A 17,123-nucleotide genomic window follows, 5' to 3' on the forward strand; every position below is an offset into this window, starting at 1 on the left:
GCGCTATCGGGCGGACGTCAAAACGCGGCTCGCGGAGCCTGTGGGAGCCGTCCGTGGTTCTGTGGACACGCCCTGACGAACTGTCGATGGCCTGTGGATAACCTTGGCGCGTTGCCCACAGTCCGTGGACAGGGGTGTGGACGACGGGGCAGTTTCACCCGTGTTTGGCGCTCGGACCGGCGCAAACGCTGAATGGTTCCTGTGGATCGAGGAAAGGTTGGCCGGGATTTCACCTGTCGGACACACTCGCCCTGGCGTGGACAGGCAGATACTGGCCCTCGCCGTTCCGGCCCTCGGTGCGCTCGTCGCCGAACCCCTCTTCGTGCTCGTCGACTCGGCCGTCGTCGGCCACCTCGGCACCGCCCCGCTCGCCGGCCTCGCGCTCGCGTCGACGATCCTCATCACCGTCATCGGCCTGTGCGTCTTCCTCGCCTACGCCACCACCGCGGCCGTCGCGCGACGCCTCGGCAGCGGCGACCGCACCGGCGCCCTGCAGCTCGGTGTCGACGGCATGTGGCTGGCGCTGGGCCTCGGCGTGGTGCTCGCCGTCGCCACCTGGCTCGCGGCGCCGTGGCTCGTCGGCGCGCTCGGGGCGACCGGCGAGGTCGCGGAGCAGGCCGTCACCTACCTGCGCTGGTCGGCCCCCGGCCTGCCCGGGATGCTCCTCGTCCTGGCGTCGACCGGAGCGCTGCGCGGCCTGCTCGACACCCGCACCCCGCTCGTCGTCGCGACCGCCGGAGCGGTCGGCAACGCGATCCTCAACATCGTGCTCGTCTACGGCGTCGGCATGGGCATCGCCGGCTCCGGGCTCGGCACGGCGATCACGCAGGTCACGATGGGCCTCGCGCTGAGCGTCGTCGTCGTGCGCGGCGCCCGCGGGGTCGGCGCCGCCCTGCGCCCGGCCGTCGGCGGGATCGTGGCCAACGCCCGCGCCGGCGCACCCCTGTTCGTGCGCACCCTGTCGCTGCGCCTGGCCATCCTGCTCACGGTCGTCGTCGCGACGAGCCTCGGCCCCGTGCCCCTCGCCGGGCACCAGGTGGTGAGCGCCGTCTGGGGCCTCGCGGCCTTCGCGCTCGACGCGCTCGCCATCGCCGCCCAGGCCCTCGTCGGCCACGCCCTCGGCTCCTCGGACGTTCCCCTGGTCCGCGCCCTCCTGCGCCGGACGCTGCAGTGGGGGGTCGGCGCGGGTGCGCTGCTCGGGCTCGTGCTCGGCGGTCTCGCCTGGCTGTACGTGCCGCTGTTCACCTCGTCGTCGGAGGTCCAGCACGCCGCCACCGCGGCCCTCGTCGTCGCGGGGCTGACCATGCCCATGGCGGGCTGGACGTTCGTGCTCGACGGCGTGCTGATCGGCGCCGGCGACGGACGGTTCCTCGCCTGGGCGGGCCTCGGGACGCTCGTCGTCTACGTGCCGTTCGCGCTGGCCGTGCAGCACGCGTCCCCGTCCGGACCCGCTCAGGGCCTGGCGTGGCTCTGGGCCGCGTTCGCGGGCGTCTTCATGCTCGCCCGCGCGGTGAGCACCGGCCTGCGCGCACGCGGCACCCACTGGATGGTCACCGGCGCCTGAGGTCACCGGACGCAGGAGCGCCCCGCTCCCTGGAGGGAACGGGGCGCTGCTGGTGGAGCTGAGGTCAGGCTGCGACGACCTTGACGGTCACCGTCGCGGAGACGTCTGCGTGCAGACGGACCGACACCTGGTACTCACCGAGGGCCTTGATCGGCTGACCGATCTCGACCTTCCGCTTGTCGATCTGCGGGGCGCCCGACTTCTTGACCGCGTCAGCGATCTCGGCGGTCGTGACGGCACCGAACAGACGGCCCGACTCGCCGGCCTTGGCCGACACGACGACGGCCTTCGACTGCAGGGAGTCGCGGATCGCCTTGGCGTCGTCGAGCGTCGCGATCTCGCGGGCCTTGCGGGCCTTGCGGATCGCGGTGACGTCCTTCTCGGCGCCCTTGGTCCAGGGCGTCGCAAGGTTGCGCGGGACGAGGAAGTTACGGGCGTACCCGTCCTTGACCTCGACCACGTCGCCGGGCTCACCGAGACCGGTGACCTCGTGGGTCAGGATGATCTTCGCCATGATGGTCTCCTTTCTCAGCGCGCCGACGACGAGTACGGCAGGAGTGCCATCTCGCGGGCGTTCTTGACGGCACGCGCGATCGCGCGCTGCTCCTGGACGGACACACCGGTCACCCGGCGAGCGCGGATCTTCCCGCGGTCGGAGATGAACTTGCGCAGCAGCGCAGTGTCCTTGTAGTCGACGACGTCGATCTTCGCCGCCTTGAGCGGGTTCTGCTTCTTCTTTGGCTTGCGGACCACGGCCTTGGCCATCGTGGTGCTCCTTGTCTGCTGGAGCCCTGGGCGTTGCCGTGCCCAGGGATGGGGAAGTTCTGTGAGCTAGAGCGCGCCGATCAGAACGGGGGCTCGTCGGAGTAGCCGGCCGAACCACCGGTGGGCGTGGCCCACGGGTCGTCCTGCTGACCGCCGCCGCCGGAGCCACCGCTGCTGCCGCCACCGTTGTAGCCGCCACCGCCCCCGCCGCCGAAGCCACCGCCGCCGCCACCCGAACGCTGGGTCCGGGTGACCTTGGCCGTGGCGTAGCGCAGGGACGGGCCGACCTCGTCGACCTGGAGCTCGTACACGGTGCGCTTCTCGCCCTCGCGGGTCTCATACGAGCGCTGCACGAGCCGGCCGGTCACGATGACGCGGGTGCCCTTGGTGAGTGACTCGGCGACCGACTCGGCCGCCTCCCGCCAGATGGAGCAGCGCAGGAACAGCGTGTCGCCGTCCTTCCACTCGTTGCTCTGGCGGTCGAACGTGCGGGGGGTGGACGCGACGGTGAAGTTCGCGACCGCAGCCCCCGAGGGGGTGAAGCGCAGCTCGGGATCCCCGGTCAGGTTCCCGATCACCGTGATGACGGTCTCACCGCTCATGCCCAGCTCCTCGCTCGTTCGGAATCAGTCGGAAGATGTGGAGGCGCACGCTACGTGCAGCCTCCGACATGGAGAGATCAGGCGTCGGCGCGCAGGACCTTGGTCCGCAGGACGACCTCGTTGAGGCCGAGCTGGCGGTCGAGCTCCTTGGCGGTCGCGGGCGTCGCGTGGAAGTCGATGACGGCGTAGATGCCCTCGGACTTCTTCTGGATGTCGTACGCCAGGCGGCGACGGCCCCAGATGTCGACCTTGTCGACAGTGCCACCGTCGGTCTTGACGACCGTCAGGTACTTGTCGAGCGACGGAGCAACGGTGCGCTCCTCGATCTCGGGGTCAAGGATGATCATGAGTTCGTACTGACGCAGGCTCATACCCACCTCCTCTGGTCTCAGCGGCCACGGTCGATCCGTGGCAGGAGGGTTCTCGTGCGTCGCTGCGCGTCGTCCGTAGAGCGACGACACCCCGCAGCTCCCACCGATGGCGGCGGACACTGCAGGCACAGCAGCCCCCAAGGCTACCCGGCCCGGGGCACCTGCCGAAATCGGCTGTGCACAGGGCCGGGCGGCCGGGAGCGGATCAGGGTGCCGCGGGGTCCGCGGCCGGTGGTGGCGGGGTCGGCGTCGGCGTCGCGACGGCCTTCGGGCCGGTCGAGACGACGAGGGTCACCGTGCCTCCACGGGCGAGGGACGCACCGGCGCCGGGATCGATCCGGACCACCCGGCCCACGGTGACCGTGTCCGAGGCCTCCGAGACGATCACCGGCGACAGGCCCGCGTTGATCACGGTCGCGGTGGCGTCCGCCTCGAGCTTGCCCTCGAGGCCGGCCGGGACGGCGACCTGCTCGGGCGCCTGCTCCACGGGCGGCGCGGGCGCCTCCGTCGTGGGCGCGGTCGGCGCCTCGGTCGGCTTGACCTTGGTCCCCACGTTCGCGCGCGGCGGGAACTCCAGCACAGGCGCGTACTTCGGCATCTCGAAGACGGGCTTCATGTAGGAGGCCCACAGCATCGCCGGCCAGGTCGCGCCGGTGATCTGCTTGAGCGTGCGGCCGTTCTTGCCCTTGCCGAGCGGCGTGATGGTGTCCAGCCCGGCCCCGCCGTCGGCCGGGGTCTGGCTGAGGGAGACCTCGGTGACGAGGTCCGGCGTGAAGCCGATGAACCACGCCGACTTGTTGTCGGTCGAGGTACCGGTCTTGCCGGCGATCGGGCGGTCGAGCGGCTTGATCCAGTCCTTGCCCGAGCCCGACTGCACGACCTGCTGCATGGCGTAGGTCGCGTCGGCGATCACGTCGGGGGCGAAGGTCTGCTTGCCCGAGACCTGGTGCTCGAAGACGAGGGTGCCTGCGCTGTCGGAGACCGTGCGCACGATGAACGGGGTCTCCTTGACGCCGCCCGACGCGATCGTCGCGTAGGCGCCGACCATGTCGATCGGCCTGACCGCGCCGGTCCCGAGCACGTTGCCGTTGTTGTTGCCGATGCCCTCGGTGACGCCCGCCTCGGCGGCCACCGTCTCGGTGCGGTCGGCCCCGATCTGCATGTTGAGCTGGGCGTAGACCGTGTTCACCGAGTCGGCCGTCGCCTTGACGAGGTCGATCGTGCCCTCGGACTCGTCGCTGAAGTTGTGCACGGTGTTCTTGACCGAGGGGTCCCAGCCGTCGATCACCATCGGGGAGCGGCCGCTGAACTTGGTGGTGAGCGGGACCCCGTCCTGGAGGGCGGCGATCAGCGCGAACGGCTTGACCGTCGAGCCGGGCTGGATCTTGTCGTAGGTGGCGCGGTTCTTGGCGTCCGTGAGGTAGTCGGGACCGCCGTACAGCGCGAGGATCGCACCGTCCTTGGGGTCGACCGTCGTCAGAGAGGCGCGGACGTGGGCGTCCGGGGCGACGCCGCCCTGGCCGTCGAGCTGGCCGGCCTGGAAGGCGGTGACCTGGGCGACCGCGGTGTCCTGCATCGGCTGCTTGATCGTCGTGACGATCGAGTAGCCGCCGCGGTTCAGCTCGTCGCGGGTCAGCCGGTACGGGTCGTCGGCCAGCTCGTTGACGACCATCTCCAGCAGGTAGCCGTTGGTGCCCGCCCACGTGTTGCTGGGCGCGTACGCGATCACGGGTGGGAACACCATCGCGGCACGTGCCTGGCCGGTGACCCAGCCCTCCTCGACCATCGAGTCGAGGACGATGTTCCAGCGCGCCTCGGCCTTGGCCGGGCTCACGGCGGGGTCCCAGTTGTTCGGGGACGGGATGATGCCGGCGAGCAGCGCGGCCTGCTCGACCGTCAGGGCGGAGGCGTCGACACCGAAGTAGGACTGCGCCGCGGCCTGGATCCCGTACGAGTCGCGACCGTAGTAGATCGAGTTCAGGTAGCGACTCATGATCTCGTCCTTGGACTGCGACTGGGCGATCTTGATCGCCAGCAGCGTCTCGCGGGCCTTGCCGACGTAGTCCGTCGTCGTCGTACCGACGTAGTACCGCTCGACGTACTGCTGCGTGAGGGTCGAGCCACCCTCGGTCTTGCCGCCCTTGAGGTTGTTGATCAGGGCGCGACCCATCCCGGTGACCGAGACGCCGCTCTTGCTGGAGTAGAACGACTTGTCCTCGGCGGCGGCGGTGGCCTGGCCGACGTAGGCGGGCAGCGTGGCGTAGTCGACGATCTTGCGCTTCTGGGTGGCGAAGGTCCCCATCACGGCGCCGGGCGTACCGTCGTCGCTCGGGGCGAAGTACACGGTCGTGGTCTGCGCCTTGACGTCGTCGGCAGACGCGCTCGGGATCTCCGTGAACGCGTAGGCCGCGACGACGACACCGGCGCCGAGGAACGCGAGGCCGAGCATGGTCCCGACCAGGACCCGCCACGACGGCAGCCAACGGTGCAGGCCGTGGAACCCGGTGCGCGGGTAGTCGAAGAACTTCTTCTTCTGCTGCGGGGCCGTGCGGCGCTTCGACCCACGGGGTGCACTGCGCCTGCTCCGTGCGGGCGCGGCCCTCCGGTTCGTGCTTGCCAACGCGATGCCTTCCGTCTGAACAAAGTGTGGTCGCGGCGACGTGAGGCCGCGTGAATCCGGGCAGGCCTCTGCCGACGACGCCCAGTATGGAGGAACCGGCTGGGCGAAACCTGGGACGTCGGCCCTGGTTGCGGACCCTTCACACGATCGCTACCTGCCCGACCGACGACGAGCGCAGGTAGGCGGTCTGTCCGTGGCGTGGCTCACTCGTCGGCCACGTGACTTGCTCCGTTCACCTCATTCGACATAGTCTCCAGATGTATCGAGTTGATACATCGAGAACCCCAACAGCCTGAGGAGGTGCCCCGTGCGCGGTCGTTCCGACGTGCTCGAGCCGGCCATCCTCGGGCTGCTGCACGAGGCGCCCATGCACGGCTACGAGCTGCGCAAGCGACTCAACCTCGTGCTCGGCTCGTTCCGTGCTCTCTCGTACGGCTCCCTGTACCCCTGCCTCAAGTCGCTCGTCGACCGTGGCTGGATCCAGGGCACCGAGTCCGTCGTCGCACCCCACGCCGTGGCGTCCAAGCGCGCCCGCATCGTCTACCAGCTGACCGCCGACGGCAAGGAACACCTCCAGGAGATCCTGGCGTCGTCCGGCCCGGCCACCTGGGAGGACGAGAACTTCGACGTCCGGTTCGCGTTCTTCGCGCAGACCGACGCCGAGACCCGGCTCCGGATCCTCGAGGGTCGGCGCACGCGTCTGACCGAACGTCTCGAGACGGTCCGCCAGTCCTTCGCCCGCACCCGCGAGCGCATGGACGAGTACACCCTCGAGCTCCAGCGGCACGGCCTCGAACAGGTCGAGCGTGAGGTCCGCTGGCTCGACGGGTTGATCGACAACGAGCGCGGCGTACGCCGCACCCGTCCTGCAGGCACCGGTCGTCCGGCCGTTGCTGACACCACCGCTGGTGACGACGAAGTCGGACCACCGCGAACCACCGAGAAGGAGCGAGGATGACCTCCATCCGCGTCGCCATCGTCGGCGTCGGCAACTGCGCCGCGTCGCTTGTCCAGGGCGTGCACTACTACGCCGACGCAGACGCCGGCAGCAACGTGCCCGGCCTGATGCACGTGCAGTTCGGCGACTACCACGTGCGCGACATCGAGTTCGTCGCCGCGTTCGACGTCGACGCGAAGAAGGTCGGCTTCGACCTGTCCGAGGCCATCGGTGCCTCGGAGAACAACACGATCAAGATCGCCGACGTCCCGCCGCTCGGCGTGACCGTGCAGCGTGGTCCGACGCTCGACGGCCTGGGCAAGTACTACTCCCTGACGATCGACGAGTCCGACGCCGAGCCGGTCGACGTCGTCGCCGCGCTGCGCGAGGCCCAGGTCGACGTCCTCATCTGCTACCTGCCCGTCGGGTCGGAGGACGCTGCGAAGTTCTACGCGCAGGCCGCCATCGACGCGAAGGTCGCGTTCGTCAACGCGCTGCCCGTCTTCATCGCGTCCGACCCCGAGTGGGCCGCGAAGTTCGAGGCCGCCGGTGTCCCGATCGTCGGCGACGACATCAAGTCGCAGGTCGGCGCCACCATCACGCACCGCGTCCTCGCGAAGCTCTTCGAGGACCGCGGCGTCGTGCTGGACCGCACGTACCAGCTGAACGTCGGCGGCAACATGGACTTCAAGAACATGCTCGAGCGCGAGCGCCTGGAGTCCAAGAAGCTCTCCAAGACGCAGGCCGTGACCTCCAACCTGACCGGCCCCCTGGGCGGCAAGAAGGAGGACCGCAACGTCCACATCGGCCCGTCGGACTACGTCGCCTGGCTCGACGACCGCAAGTGGGCCTACGTCCGCCTCGAGGGTCGCGCGTTCGGCGAGGTGCCCCTGAACCTCGAGTACAAGCTCGAGGTCTGGGACTCGCCCAACTCGGCCGGCATCATCATCGACGCCCTGCGCGCCGCGAAGATCGCCAAGGACCGCGGCGTCGGTGGCCCGATCCTGTCGGCCTCGACGTACTTCATGAAGTCCCCGCCCGTGCAGATGGAGGACACCCTCGGTCGCATCGAGCTGGAGGCCTTCATCGCCGGTGAGCGCGAGCGCTGACCTGAAGTGCAGAGCTGACATCTCGTAGCACGCACGAGGCGCGCACCCCSCACSGGGTGCGCGCCTTCGTCGTCCAGCACCCGCAGCGGCCGGCCCGTCCAGGTGCGACGGGCGCGCACCGCCGTCGGGATGCGCGCCCTTCGAGCTCGCCCGCCGTTCCCCGGACAAGGCCCCCTGCGCCCTGTCCGGCGGCTGCACAAGAGAGAACGGCTGCCGAGGCCATTCGGTTGGGGTCCGGAGGGCATCGGCATCCTGAAGTGTCCTGAGCGGGTGCGAGGATGTCCGCGTGCAGGTGATCGCCGATCTCAAGGCTCTCTGGCCTCTGCGGGACTTCCGCAAGCTGTTCGCCGTCCGGCTCGTGAGCCAGGCGGCCGACGGCATGTTCCAGGTCGGGCTGGCGACGCTGTTCTTCTTCTCTCCGGAGAACGCGAGCACCGCCACGGGCGTCGCCGCCGCGTTCGCGGTGCTGCTGCTGCCGTTCACGATCGTCGGGCCGTGGGCCGGGGTGCTGCTGGACCGCTGGCGGCGCCGGCAGGTTCTGTTCGTCGGCAACCTGGTCCGGGTCGGCCTGACGGCACTGATCGCGGTGATCATGCTGACCGCGGGCGTCACGCCGGCCGTCTACGTGCTGGCCCTGGTGAACCTCTCGGTCAACCGGTTCCTGCTCTCCGCGCTGTCCGCATCGCTGCCGCGCACGGTCGACGGACCGCTCCTGCTCACCGCCAACTCGCTGACGCCGACGCTCGGGGCCGCGGCCGCGGGGGTCGGCGGTGCGATCGGCCTGGTGCTCGGGTTCGTCCTTCCCGAGGGACGCGGGCGTGACGCGACGGCGCTCATCGTCGCGGCCTGCGTCATGGCGACCGCCGCGTACCTGTCCACGCGGCTGGACAAGGACCGCCTCGGTCCCGACGAGCGCGCGAACGCCGCCGAGCTGCGTGCCCAGCTCGGCCTGATCTTCCGCGGCTTCGTCGTCGGCGCGAAATACCTGATCGCGCGGCGGACCCCCGCCCGGGCGCTCGGCATCATGGCCGTGCACCGCTTCCTGTACGGCGTCACGTTCATCGCGAGCATCCTCATCGCGCGCAACCTCCTGAGCGACCCGCAGAACACGAGCGACGGGCTGAAGACGTTCGCGTCCATCCTCGGCGCCTCCGCCCTCGGCTTCTTCCTCGCCGTCCTGGTCACGCCCGTGCTCGCCCGCCGCACCGGTCCGCAGGTGTGGATCGTCCTGTGCCTCCTGCTCGCCGCCGGCAGCCAGCTGCTCCTCGCGACGACGCCGTCGCGCACGGTCGTGCTCAGCGCCGCGGTGCTGCTCGGGCTCGCGGCCCAGGGCGCCAAGATCGCCGTCGACACGATCGTGCAGCGTGACACCGACGACCTCTACCGCGGCCGCGCGTTCGCGCTCTACGACGTCCTCTACAACGCCGCGTTCGTCGGTGCGGCCGCCCTCGGCGCCCTCACGCTGCCGGACACGGGCTACTCGCAGGGCCTCTTCGTCGTCCTCGCCTTCGGGTACGTGGCCGGTGCACTGGTGTACGGGTTCGCGTCACGCGGCGTGGGCTCGACGGCGGTCGCCCAGGAACCCGTCGCCGCATGAGCCACGACGACCTCCCGCTCCGGTCCGTCCTGGACAGTGACCTCGCGCTGACCATCGCGGACGCCCGCGTGACCGACGCGCCGCTGGTCTGGGTGAACGCCGCGTTCACACGACTGACGGGATATCCCCCCGACGAGGTGCTGGGCCGCAACTGCCGGTTCCTGCAGGGCGCCGACACCGACCCGACGGAGGTCTCCCGCATCCGGACCGCGCTCGACGAGGGCCGGACGATCGCCACGGTGATCCGCAACTACCGCCGCGACGGGACGCCGTTCTGGAACCAGGTGGTGATCAGCCCGGTCGCCGACGAGGCCGGCGACACCACGCACTTCATCGGCGTCCAGGCCCTGCTCAGCACGCAGCTTCCCGCCGAGCACGCACGCGACCTCCTGCCGAGCCTCGACGAGCAGGCCACCGCGCGCCTCGACCTGCTGGCGCGCGTGAGCGACGAGCTGACCCGCAACCTCGACTACGACGCGGCGGTCGACGCACTCGGGGACATCGCGATCCCCGCCCTGGCCACCTGGGGCTTCGTCGCGATGACCGACGAGCGCGGCCGGTTCTCCCGGGTCCACCTGGTGGTGAGCGACCCCACCGACCACGAGCTCGCCGTCCAGCTCGCGCACGAAGACCTGGGCTGGCTGACGCGGGCGCCCAAGGTGGCCGCCGCCCTCGGCAGCGCTCCGGGGTTCGTCGCGAAGCCGTACCGGATCGACGTCGACGGGCTGCCCGACCGCACGACCCCGGTGCAGCTCGAGCTCCTGCGCCGCCTCGGGCTCGGGTCCGCGATGCTCGTGCCGCTGCGTGCGCGCGACCGCGTGATCGGCGTGCTCTGCCTGGTGCACGCCGACGAGTTCAGCCCTGACGCCGTGGTCACCGCGGCCCACCTGGAGCGCCGGGCCGGGCTGGCGCTGGACAACGTGCGGCTGCTGCTGGCCGAACGGTCGGCCGCACTGACGCTCCAGGAGAGCCTCCTGCCGACGATCACCGACGTCCCCGGCCTCGACGTCGCGACCGCGTACGTCCCGTCCGCTCGTCGCGCGCAGGTCGGTGGCGACTGGTTCGACGTGCTGCCGCTGCCCGACGGGACGGTCGGCCTCGCGGTCGGCGACGTGGTCGGGCACGACCTGCGCGCCGCCGCGTCGATGGGGCAGCTGCGCTCGCTCCTGCGGTCGTACGCGTGGGAGGGCTCGTCCCCCGGTGCGGTGCTGGCGCGCGCGGACGAGCTGGTCCGCGGCCTCGACATCGCCGACATCGCGACCTGCGTGTACCTGCGATGGTCGTCCGAGGGCGTCGGCGCCCACGTGAACTACGCCCGCGCTGGCCACCCGCCGCCGCTGCTGCGTCTGCCCGGCGGCGAGATCATCCAGCTCGACGAGGGCCTGTCCACGCCGATCGGGCTCGCGGGCCGCGACCGGCCCGAGGCCGCGATCGGCATCCCGCCGGGCGGCGTGCTCGTCCTCTATACCGACGGGCTCGTCGAGCGACGCGACCGCGGGCTGCGCGAGGGCATCGCGGCACTGTCGGCCGAGCTCTCCTCCGTGCCGGACGGCTCGACCTCGGCAGAGATCCGCGACCACCTCGTCGCGTCCCTCGTGGGCACGCACCAGGAGGACGACGTCTGCGTGCTGGTGGTCAGGTCCGCGTAGACCACCAGGCGAGCAGCTCGTCGCGCGCCACGTCCGGGCCCAGCGGTCCGCGCTCCATGCGCAGCTCGAGCAGGAACGTGTACGCCTCGCCCACCTCGCGGCCGGGTTTGAGGTCGAGGATCGCCATGATCTGCGTCCCGTCCAGGTCGGGGCGGATCGAGTTCAGCTCCTCCTGCTCCTGCAGCGCGGCGATCCGTCGCTCCAGGTCGTCGTAGGCCGCGGACAGCCGGGCGGCCTTGCGCAGGTTCCGCGTGGTGCAGTCCGAGCGGGTCAGGCGGTGCAGCCGCTCCAGCAGCGGGCCGGCGTCCGTGACGTACCGGCGCACCGCCGAGTCGGTCCACGCACCCTCGCCGTACCCGTGGAACCGCAGGTGCAGCTCGGTCAGCCGTGCCACCGCGGTCACCGTCGCCTTGTCGAACCGCAGCTCCTTGAGCCGCTTGGCGACGAGCTTCGCGCCGACCATCTCGTGGTGGTGGAAGCTCACGCCTCCGCCCGCCTCGAAGCGGCGCGTCTTCGGCTTGCCGATGTCGTGCAGCAGCGCGGCCAGGCGGAGCACCAGGTCCGGGCCGGGCACCGCGCCGTCCGGGCCGGTCTCCAGGGCGATCGCCTTGTCGAGCACGGTCAGCGAGTGCTCGTAGACGTCCTTGTGCCGGTGGTGCTCGTCGATCTCGAGGCGCAGCGCGGGCAGCTCGGGCAGCACGTGGTCGGCCAGGCCGGTGTCGACGAGGACCTCGAGGCCGTCGCGGGGGTTCGACGAGACCAGCAGCTTGCTCAGCTCGTCGCGCACCCGCTCGGCGCTGACGATCGCGATGCGGTCGGCCATGTCGACGATCGCGGTCCGCGCGGCCTCGTCGACCGCGAAGCCCAGCTGCGCGGCAAATCGAGCGGCCCGCATCATGCGCAGCGGGTCGTCGTCGAACGACTGCCGCGGGTCGACGGGGGTGCGCAGGACGCCCGCCGCGAGGTCCTTGAGTCCGTCGAACGGGTCCACGAAGGTCAGCTCGGGCAGCCGGACCGCCATCGAGTTGACCGTGAAGTCGCGGCGCGACAGGTCCCCCTCGAGGCTCTGCCCGAACGCGACCTGCGGCTTGCGGCTCGTCGGGTCGTACTCGTCCGTGCGGTACGTGGTGACCTCGACGACGACGTCCTGCGCCGTGCTCGTGCGGCGCCCCGCGAACCGGCGCGCGCCGATCGTGCCGAACTCCTTGCCGATGTCCCAGTGCGCGTCACCCCACCGCGCCAGGAGCGCGAGGGTCTCGTCGGGCGACGCCGACGTCGTGAAGTCGAGGTCCGCGGACGCCCGCCCGAGGAACGCGTCGCGCACAGGCCCCCCGACCAGCGCGAGCTCGTGCCCGGCGGACCGGAAGATCTCGCCGAGCTCCAGGGCGTCGGACGGGAGGCTGCTCAGGACGCCCAGGGCGCGTCGGCGCAGGGCGGCGAGGTCAGAGGGGTCGGGCTGTTCGACGGGCACTCGTCCAAGCCTGCCAGACATCCGCCGACGTCTGGTCGTCGCACGCGCTCGGGGACGCTCCCGCACGGGAGGACTGTCCTGCTCCGCCGAGTCGTTACAGTGGCGGGATGTCGAGCCCGGCGCGCCCATCGTTCCCCGGGGGCGTGCCAGCGCCGCCGGGTGGCCACGCGCTGCGCATCGACCCCCGCCTCACGCCCACGAAGCCGGCGACGCCGCCGCTGCCCGTGGTCGACGAGACCTCTGCCGGCGGGATCGTCGTGAGCAGGCGTGACGGTGTCGACCACGCCGCCGTGATCGCCCGCCGCAACCGCGCCGGCCGCCTGGAGTGGTGCCTGCCCAAGGGGCACCTGGAGGGCGAGGAGACGCCCGAGGAGGCCGCGGTCCGCGAGATCGCCGAGGAGACCGGCATCGTCGGCGAGGTGCTCAGGCGGCTCGGGGTCATCGACTACTGGTTCAGCGGCGACGACCGTCGCGTCCACAAGGTGGTGCACCACTTCCTGCTCGGCGCCGTCGGCGGCGAGCTGTCCGTCGAGGGCGACCCGGACGGCGAGGCCGAGGAGGCCGCGTGGATCCCCGTCGCCCAGCTGCACGACGTCCTGGCCTACCCTAACGAGCGACGGCTCGCCGAGGCGGCCCTGCTGGTCCTCGTCGACGAGGCATGAGCGCGCGCTCGACGCTGCGCCGGGTGCTCTGCGCGGCCCTGGTCCTGTTCCCTGCGCTCCTCGCGATCGCGACGCCGGCCGGCGCAGCCGACGACGACCCCCAGCTCCCGGTCACCGTGCACGTCGACGAGATCGCGCCCGCGGTCCTGCGGCCCGGCGAGGACCTCACCGTCCGGGCCACCCTCACCAACACGGGCACGGAGGCGATCCAGAGCCCGGTCGTCACTCTGCGTCTGAGCCGGTTCCTCACCAGCACGCGCGACGACCTCGAGGCCTGGACCACCGAGGACACCTGCACGTCGAAGCGCCCGTGCCCGCCGATCGGGACGGTCACGCTGCCCGGACCCCTCGAGGTCGGGCAGTCCGTCCCGGTCGAGCTGCCCGTGGCCGCGAAGAGCATCCAGCTCACCAACCTGCCCGACACCTGGGGACCGCGCGGCCTGTCCGTCGACGTGCTGGACGGTCGGACCAGGGTTGGCCTCGAACGCACCTTCCTGCTCTGGTTCACCGACGACGCCGACGTCTCGCCGACCTCCGTCTCGGTGCTCGTGCCGGTGGTCGGACCCGGTGCGGACCCGCTCGAACCTCCGACAGCGCAGCTCGACCGGCTCGTCGCACCCGGCGGACGTCTCGACGAGCTCGCGGCGACCCTCGCGACGAGTCCCGGGATAGGCGTCGCCGTCGACCCCTCGCTGCTGGCCCTGGCCGCCGAGGGGAGCAGCCGGTCGCAGACGTGGGGTGCCGCACTCGACTCCGACCTGGCACGGCACGACGTGCTGGCGCTGCCCTGGTCGGACCCCGACATCGGTGCGGCCGCGCACGCCGACCAGGCCGGTCTCGTGCAGCTCGCGGTCGACGCGTCCGCGACGGCCGGGATCGACGGGTCCGGCATCCTGTGGACGCCGACCGGCGGCGCCCTCGACCAGACGACCCTCGGCGTGACTGCGCAGGTGCACCAGCCCGCGGTGGTCGTCGCACCCGGGTCGGTCGACGTGGACCAGCCCAAGAACGGGAAGACCCCGCAGGCCCGCACCGCCGTCCGCACGCCCGCCGGCACCGTCGACGCGCTCGTCCCCGACAGCCGGCTCAGCGCGCTGCTCACCGACCCGACCTCGGTCGACCCGCAGGCGACACCCGCGACGACCGCGCAGCGGGCGCTCGCCGAGCTGGCGGTCGTCACGCGGGAGACCACGTCCGACCAGCCCCACCTGCTCCTGACGGCCGGTCGCGACTGGATGCCCGACACCGCGTCGGTCGCCGCGCTGGTGACCGCGCTCGGCAACGTCCCCTGGGTCGACCTCACCGACGCCTCCACGCTGTTCGGCCCCGACGAGATCGCCGGCAAGGGCACCGTGCCCGCGAGCGCGGGCGGCGCCGACGAGCTCGACCCCGACAGCGTCCGTGCGCTCGCCGCCGCGCGGGACGAGGCCACGGCGTTCTCCACGGTCACGAGCGAGCCCGACCAGCTGCTCGACGGCGTCGACGCCGAGGTCGTCGCGCCGCTGGCGGTCGCCTGGCGCGCCGAGCCGCAGCAGCGGGCGGACCTGGTGGCGCGGGTGCTCGCCGACGTGGGCGCGCGCACCAGCGGGTTGTCGATCGGGCAGCTGAGCGACATCAACGTCATCAGCTCGACCGGCGAGATCCGCATGACGGTCTCCAACGACCTGGACGTGCCGGTCTCCGTGCTGCTCACCGTGGAGCCGGGCAAGCCCTGCCTCGAGGTGGAGGACGTGCCGACGGTCTCCGTCGAGGCCAAGAGCCAGACGCTCGTGCCCGTCACGCTGCACGCCCGCGCCAACTGCGACGTCGTCGTCGTCTCGCGGCTGACCGCCGCCGACGGGACCCCCGTGTCCGAGCCCGTCGCGTTCACCGCTCGGGTGACGCCCACCATCGAGAGCGTCGGCACGATCGTCGTCGGCGTCCTGCTGGCCATCGGCCTGGTGCTCGGCATCATCCGGACCATCCGCCGCGGGCAGAGCGCGCGACGCGGCAGCCGGGTCGACATCGAGGGCGCACCGCCGGCACCGGTCGAGCCGGCCGCCGAGGCGCCGGTCGCCGATCCTGCGGAGCCTGTCTCCCGCGAGTCGAACCCGTGAGCGACCCGACGGCCGACGGGATGCGCCGCGGGGCCGCCGTCATGGCCTCGGGCACGGCCGCGTCCCGCGCGCTCGGCCTCCTGCGCGCCATGGTCCTCGCGGCCGCGATCGGTGGTACCGGGCAGGCCGCCGACGCGTTCGCGGTGGCCAACAAGCTGCCGAACATCCTCTACATGCTGCTCATCGGCGGCGTCCTGAACGCGATCCTCGTGCCGCAGGTGGTCCGCGCCTACAAGCGCAACGCCGGGCAGGAGTACGTCGACCGGCTGCTGACCTTCGGGTTCGTCGCGCTGGCCGGGCTCACCGTCGTCCTCACCGTCGCCGCCCCGCTGCTCGTGAACCTCTACTCGAACTTCCCGACGGAGCAGACGACCCTCGCCGTGACGTTCGCGTTCTGGTGCATCCCCCAGCTGTTCTTCTACGGCGCGTACGGGCTGCTCGGCCAGGTGCTGAACGCTCGTGGCTCCTTCGGGCCGTACATGTGGGCGCCCGTCGTCAACAACGTGGTCTCCATCGCCGGCTTCGCGCTCTTCATCGCCCTGTTCCAGGGAGTGAAGCGCAACGGTGTGGTGCAGGCCTCCGACCTGACCACCACCGAGACCACGCTGTTCGCGCTGTCCGCCACCCTCGGGGTGGTCGCCCAGGCCGCCGTGCTCCTGCCCGCACTGCGGCGGGCCGGGGTGCACTACCGGCCGCGCTGGGGTCTGCGCGGCTCCGGCCTCGGGACGGCCGGCAAGGTCGCGACCTGGACGCTCGCCGGTCTGGGCATCGGGCAGCTCGGCTACCTCGTCGTGTCCCAGGTCGCGTCCGCGGCACCGGACGCCGCCGTCGGCGCAGCAGCGGGATCGGTGGCCGGCAACGCGGCCTACGACAACGCGTTCCTCATCTTCATGCTGCCGCACTCGCTCGTGACGGTGTCGCTGGCCACCGCCATGTTCACGCGGCTGTCCGCGCACGCGCACGACGACGACCTCGTCGCCGTCCGCGGGAACCTCTCGTCGAGCCTGCGCATCGTCGGCGTGTTCACGGTGTTCGCCACCGCGGTGATCGCCGTGCTCGCCTTGCCGCTGTGCCGCGTGCTCCTGTTCACCTCGGCGCAGCAGTCCGCCGAAGCGACCGCCCCCATCGCGCTCGCCATGATCGTCGGGCTGCCCGCGTTCGGCGTGTGGTCGCTGTACCAGCGGGTGTTCTACGCCTACGAGGACGCCCGCGCGATGCTCCCCGTGCAGATCGTCATGGCGGTCGTCGTGGCCGCGGGGTCGTTCGCTTCGTGGCTGTTCCTGCCCGCGAAGAGCTGGGTGGTGGGGATCGGTCTGGCCATGAGCGTGTCGTACGTCGTCGGCATGCTCTACGCCCAGGTACTCCTGCGCCGGCGGCTCCGGTCGCTCGACGGGTCGCGGGTGCTGCGGATGTACGCGCGCGCCGGGGTCTCGGCGCTCGTGGCGGCCGGGGTCGGTCTGACGGTCCTCTGGCTCCTCGGCCGTTCCCTGTCCAGCGGGTTCGTCGCGTCGATCGTCGAGTGCGCTGTCGTCGGGACCTTGATGGGACTGCTGTACGTCGGCGGGCTGCGCGTGCTGCGGGTACGCGAGCTCGACAGCCTGCTGGGACCCGTTCTGCGAAGGCTTCCTGGACGGCGCGGCTAGCATGCAGGGGGCCTGACCGAGCGGGGTCGGCCCCATC

The 17,123-nt window shown here is 71.5% G+C and carries 14 protein-coding genes; 8 read left to right on the forward strand and 6 right to left on the reverse strand.

Annotated features, from left to right (window positions below; all coding sequences use genetic code 11):
- Nucleotides 1–199: 199 nt before the first annotated feature.
- Nucleotides 200–1,564 (forward strand): MATE family efflux transporter, encoded by a 1,365-nt coding sequence (locus tag AC1DUE_RS01815; protein WP_477037867.1) that lies wholly within the window; start codon nucleotides 200–202, stop codon nucleotides 1,562–1,564.
- A gap of 64 nt (nucleotides 1,565–1,628) precedes the next feature.
- Here AC1DUE_RS01815 and rplI read toward each other — a convergent pair whose 3' ends face one another.
- From rplI to AC1DUE_RS01840, 5 genes are all read right to left on the reverse strand, one after another.
- On the reverse strand, nucleotides 1,629–2,078 hold the full coding sequence (gene rplI, locus AC1DUE_RS01820) for a 50S ribosomal protein L9 (protein ID WP_477037669.1): 450 nt from the start codon (nucleotides 2,076–2,078) through the stop codon (nucleotides 1,629–1,631).
- A gap of 14 nt (nucleotides 2,079–2,092) precedes the next feature.
- Nucleotides 2,093–2,329 carry a 30S ribosomal protein S18 gene (gene rpsR, locus AC1DUE_RS01825; RefSeq protein WP_028051084.1) on the reverse strand — a complete coding sequence of 79 codons (237 nt, stop codon included), beginning with the start codon at nucleotides 2,327–2,329 and terminating at the stop codon, nucleotides 2,093–2,095.
- Nucleotides 2,330–2,409: 80 nt separating this feature from the next.
- Entirely contained in the window at nucleotides 2,410–2,931 is a 522-nt protein-coding gene (locus AC1DUE_RS01830; RefSeq protein ID WP_477037670.1) for a single-stranded DNA-binding protein, read from the reverse strand.
- A gap of 77 nt (nucleotides 2,932–3,008) precedes the next feature.
- Nucleotides 3,009–3,302, reverse strand: coding sequence for a 30S ribosomal protein S6 (rpsF, locus tag AC1DUE_RS01835; protein WP_034611334.1), 294 nt, complete (start codon nucleotides 3,300–3,302; stop codon nucleotides 3,009–3,011).
- Nucleotides 3,303–3,507: 205 nt separating this feature from the next.
- The gene (locus AC1DUE_RS01840; protein WP_477037671.1) at nucleotides 3,508–5,922 is read right to left on the reverse strand and encodes a transglycosylase domain-containing protein; all 2,415 of its coding nucleotides are present in this window, start codon (nucleotides 5,920–5,922) and stop codon (nucleotides 3,508–3,510) included.
- A gap of 307 nt (nucleotides 5,923–6,229) precedes the next feature.
- On the opposite strand from AC1DUE_RS01840, the gene AC1DUE_RS01845 reads away from it, so the two are divergent.
- The 4 genes from AC1DUE_RS01845 to AC1DUE_RS01860 all read left to right on the forward strand — a co-directional run bounded on the left by AC1DUE_RS01845 (nucleotide 6,230) and on the right by AC1DUE_RS01860 (nucleotide 11,214).
- Nucleotides 6,230–6,880, forward strand: coding sequence for a PadR family transcriptional regulator (locus tag AC1DUE_RS01845; protein ID WP_477037672.1), 651 nt, complete (start codon nucleotides 6,230–6,232; stop codon nucleotides 6,878–6,880).
- The gene (locus tag AC1DUE_RS01850; RefSeq protein WP_477037673.1) at nucleotides 6,877–7,968 is read left to right on the forward strand and encodes an inositol-3-phosphate synthase; all 1,092 of its coding nucleotides are present in this window, start codon (nucleotides 6,877–6,879) and stop codon (nucleotides 7,966–7,968) included. The genes AC1DUE_RS01845 and AC1DUE_RS01850 overlap by 4 nt, the downstream gene beginning before the upstream one ends.
- 286 nt (nucleotides 7,969–8,254) lie before the next feature.
- Complete coding sequence (locus AC1DUE_RS01855; protein ID WP_477037674.1) at nucleotides 8,255–9,565, forward strand: MFS transporter; 1,311 nt, start codon at nucleotides 8,255–8,257, stop codon at nucleotides 9,563–9,565.
- Nucleotides 9,562–11,214 carry a PP2C family protein-serine/threonine phosphatase gene (locus tag AC1DUE_RS01860; protein ID WP_477037675.1) on the forward strand — a complete coding sequence of 551 codons (1,653 nt, stop codon included), beginning with the start codon at nucleotides 9,562–9,564 and terminating at the stop codon, nucleotides 11,212–11,214. The genes AC1DUE_RS01855 and AC1DUE_RS01860 overlap by 4 nt, the downstream gene beginning before the upstream one ends.
- Here AC1DUE_RS01860 and AC1DUE_RS01865 read toward each other — a convergent pair.
- On the reverse strand, nucleotides 11,201–12,706 hold the full coding sequence (locus AC1DUE_RS01865) for a CCA tRNA nucleotidyltransferase (protein WP_477037676.1): 1,506 nt from the start codon (nucleotides 12,704–12,706) through the stop codon (nucleotides 11,201–11,203). The genes AC1DUE_RS01860 and AC1DUE_RS01865 overlap by 14 nt on opposite strands.
- An 86-nt stretch (nucleotides 12,707–12,792) precedes the next feature.
- Between AC1DUE_RS01865 and AC1DUE_RS01870 the strand changes: the two genes are divergently transcribed.
- From AC1DUE_RS01870 to murJ, 3 genes are read left to right on the forward strand one after another with little or no spacing between them, the layout of a single operon-like run.
- Nucleotides 12,793–13,347: an NUDIX hydrolase gene (locus AC1DUE_RS01870; RefSeq protein WP_477037677.1), complete on the forward strand. Its 555-nt coding sequence runs from the start codon at nucleotides 12,793–12,795 to the stop codon at nucleotides 13,345–13,347.
- Entirely contained in the window at nucleotides 13,344–15,443 is a 2,100-nt protein-coding gene (locus AC1DUE_RS01875; protein ID WP_477037678.1) for a DUF6049 family protein, read from the forward strand. The genes AC1DUE_RS01870 and AC1DUE_RS01875 overlap by 4 nt, the downstream gene beginning before the upstream one ends.
- Nucleotides 15,440–17,086, forward strand: coding sequence for a murein biosynthesis integral membrane protein MurJ (gene murJ, locus AC1DUE_RS01880; protein WP_477037679.1), 1,647 nt, complete (start codon nucleotides 15,440–15,442; stop codon nucleotides 17,084–17,086). Before AC1DUE_RS01875 ends, murJ begins: the two co-directional genes overlap by 4 nt.
- Nucleotides 17,087–17,123: the final 37 nt, after the last annotated feature.

The sequence above is a fragment of the Cellulomonas sp. P4_A2 genome, from assembly GCF_056402515.1.

Bases quoted from the DNA above. Each gene is read 5' to 3' on its own strand.
- AC1DUE_RS01865 (WP_477037676.1), bottom strand. From the start codon at position 12,706: ATGTCTGGCAGGCTTGGACGAGTGCCCGTCGAACAGCCCGACCCCTCT.
- rpsR (WP_028051084.1), bottom strand. From the start codon at position 2,329: ATGGCCAAGGCCGTGGTCCGCAAGCCAAAGAAGAAGCAGAACCCGCTC.
- AC1DUE_RS01850 (WP_477037673.1), top strand. From the start codon at position 6,877: ATGACCTCCATCCGCGTCGCCATCGTCGGCGTCGGCAACTGCGCCGCG.
- AC1DUE_RS01870 (WP_477037677.1), top strand. From the start codon at position 12,793: ATGTCGAGCCCGGCGCGCCCATCGTTCCCCGGGGGCGTGCCAGCGCCG.
- AC1DUE_RS01875 (WP_477037678.1), top strand. From the start codon at position 13,344: ATGAGCGCGCGCTCGACGCTGCGCCGGGTGCTCTGCGCGGCCCTGGTC.
- rplI (WP_477037669.1), bottom strand. From the start codon at position 2,078: ATGGCGAAGATCATCCTGACCCACGAGGTCACCGGTCTCGGTGAGCCC.
- AC1DUE_RS01860 (WP_477037675.1), top strand. From the start codon at position 9,562: ATGAGCCACGACGACCTCCCGCTCCGGTCCGTCCTGGACAGTGACCTC.
- rpsF (WP_034611334.1), bottom strand. From the start codon at position 3,302: ATGAGCCTGCGTCAGTACGAACTCATGATCATCCTTGACCCCGAGATC.
- AC1DUE_RS01830 (WP_477037670.1), bottom strand. From the start codon at position 2,931: ATGAGCGGTGAGACCGTCATCACGGTGATCGGGAACCTGACCGGGGAT.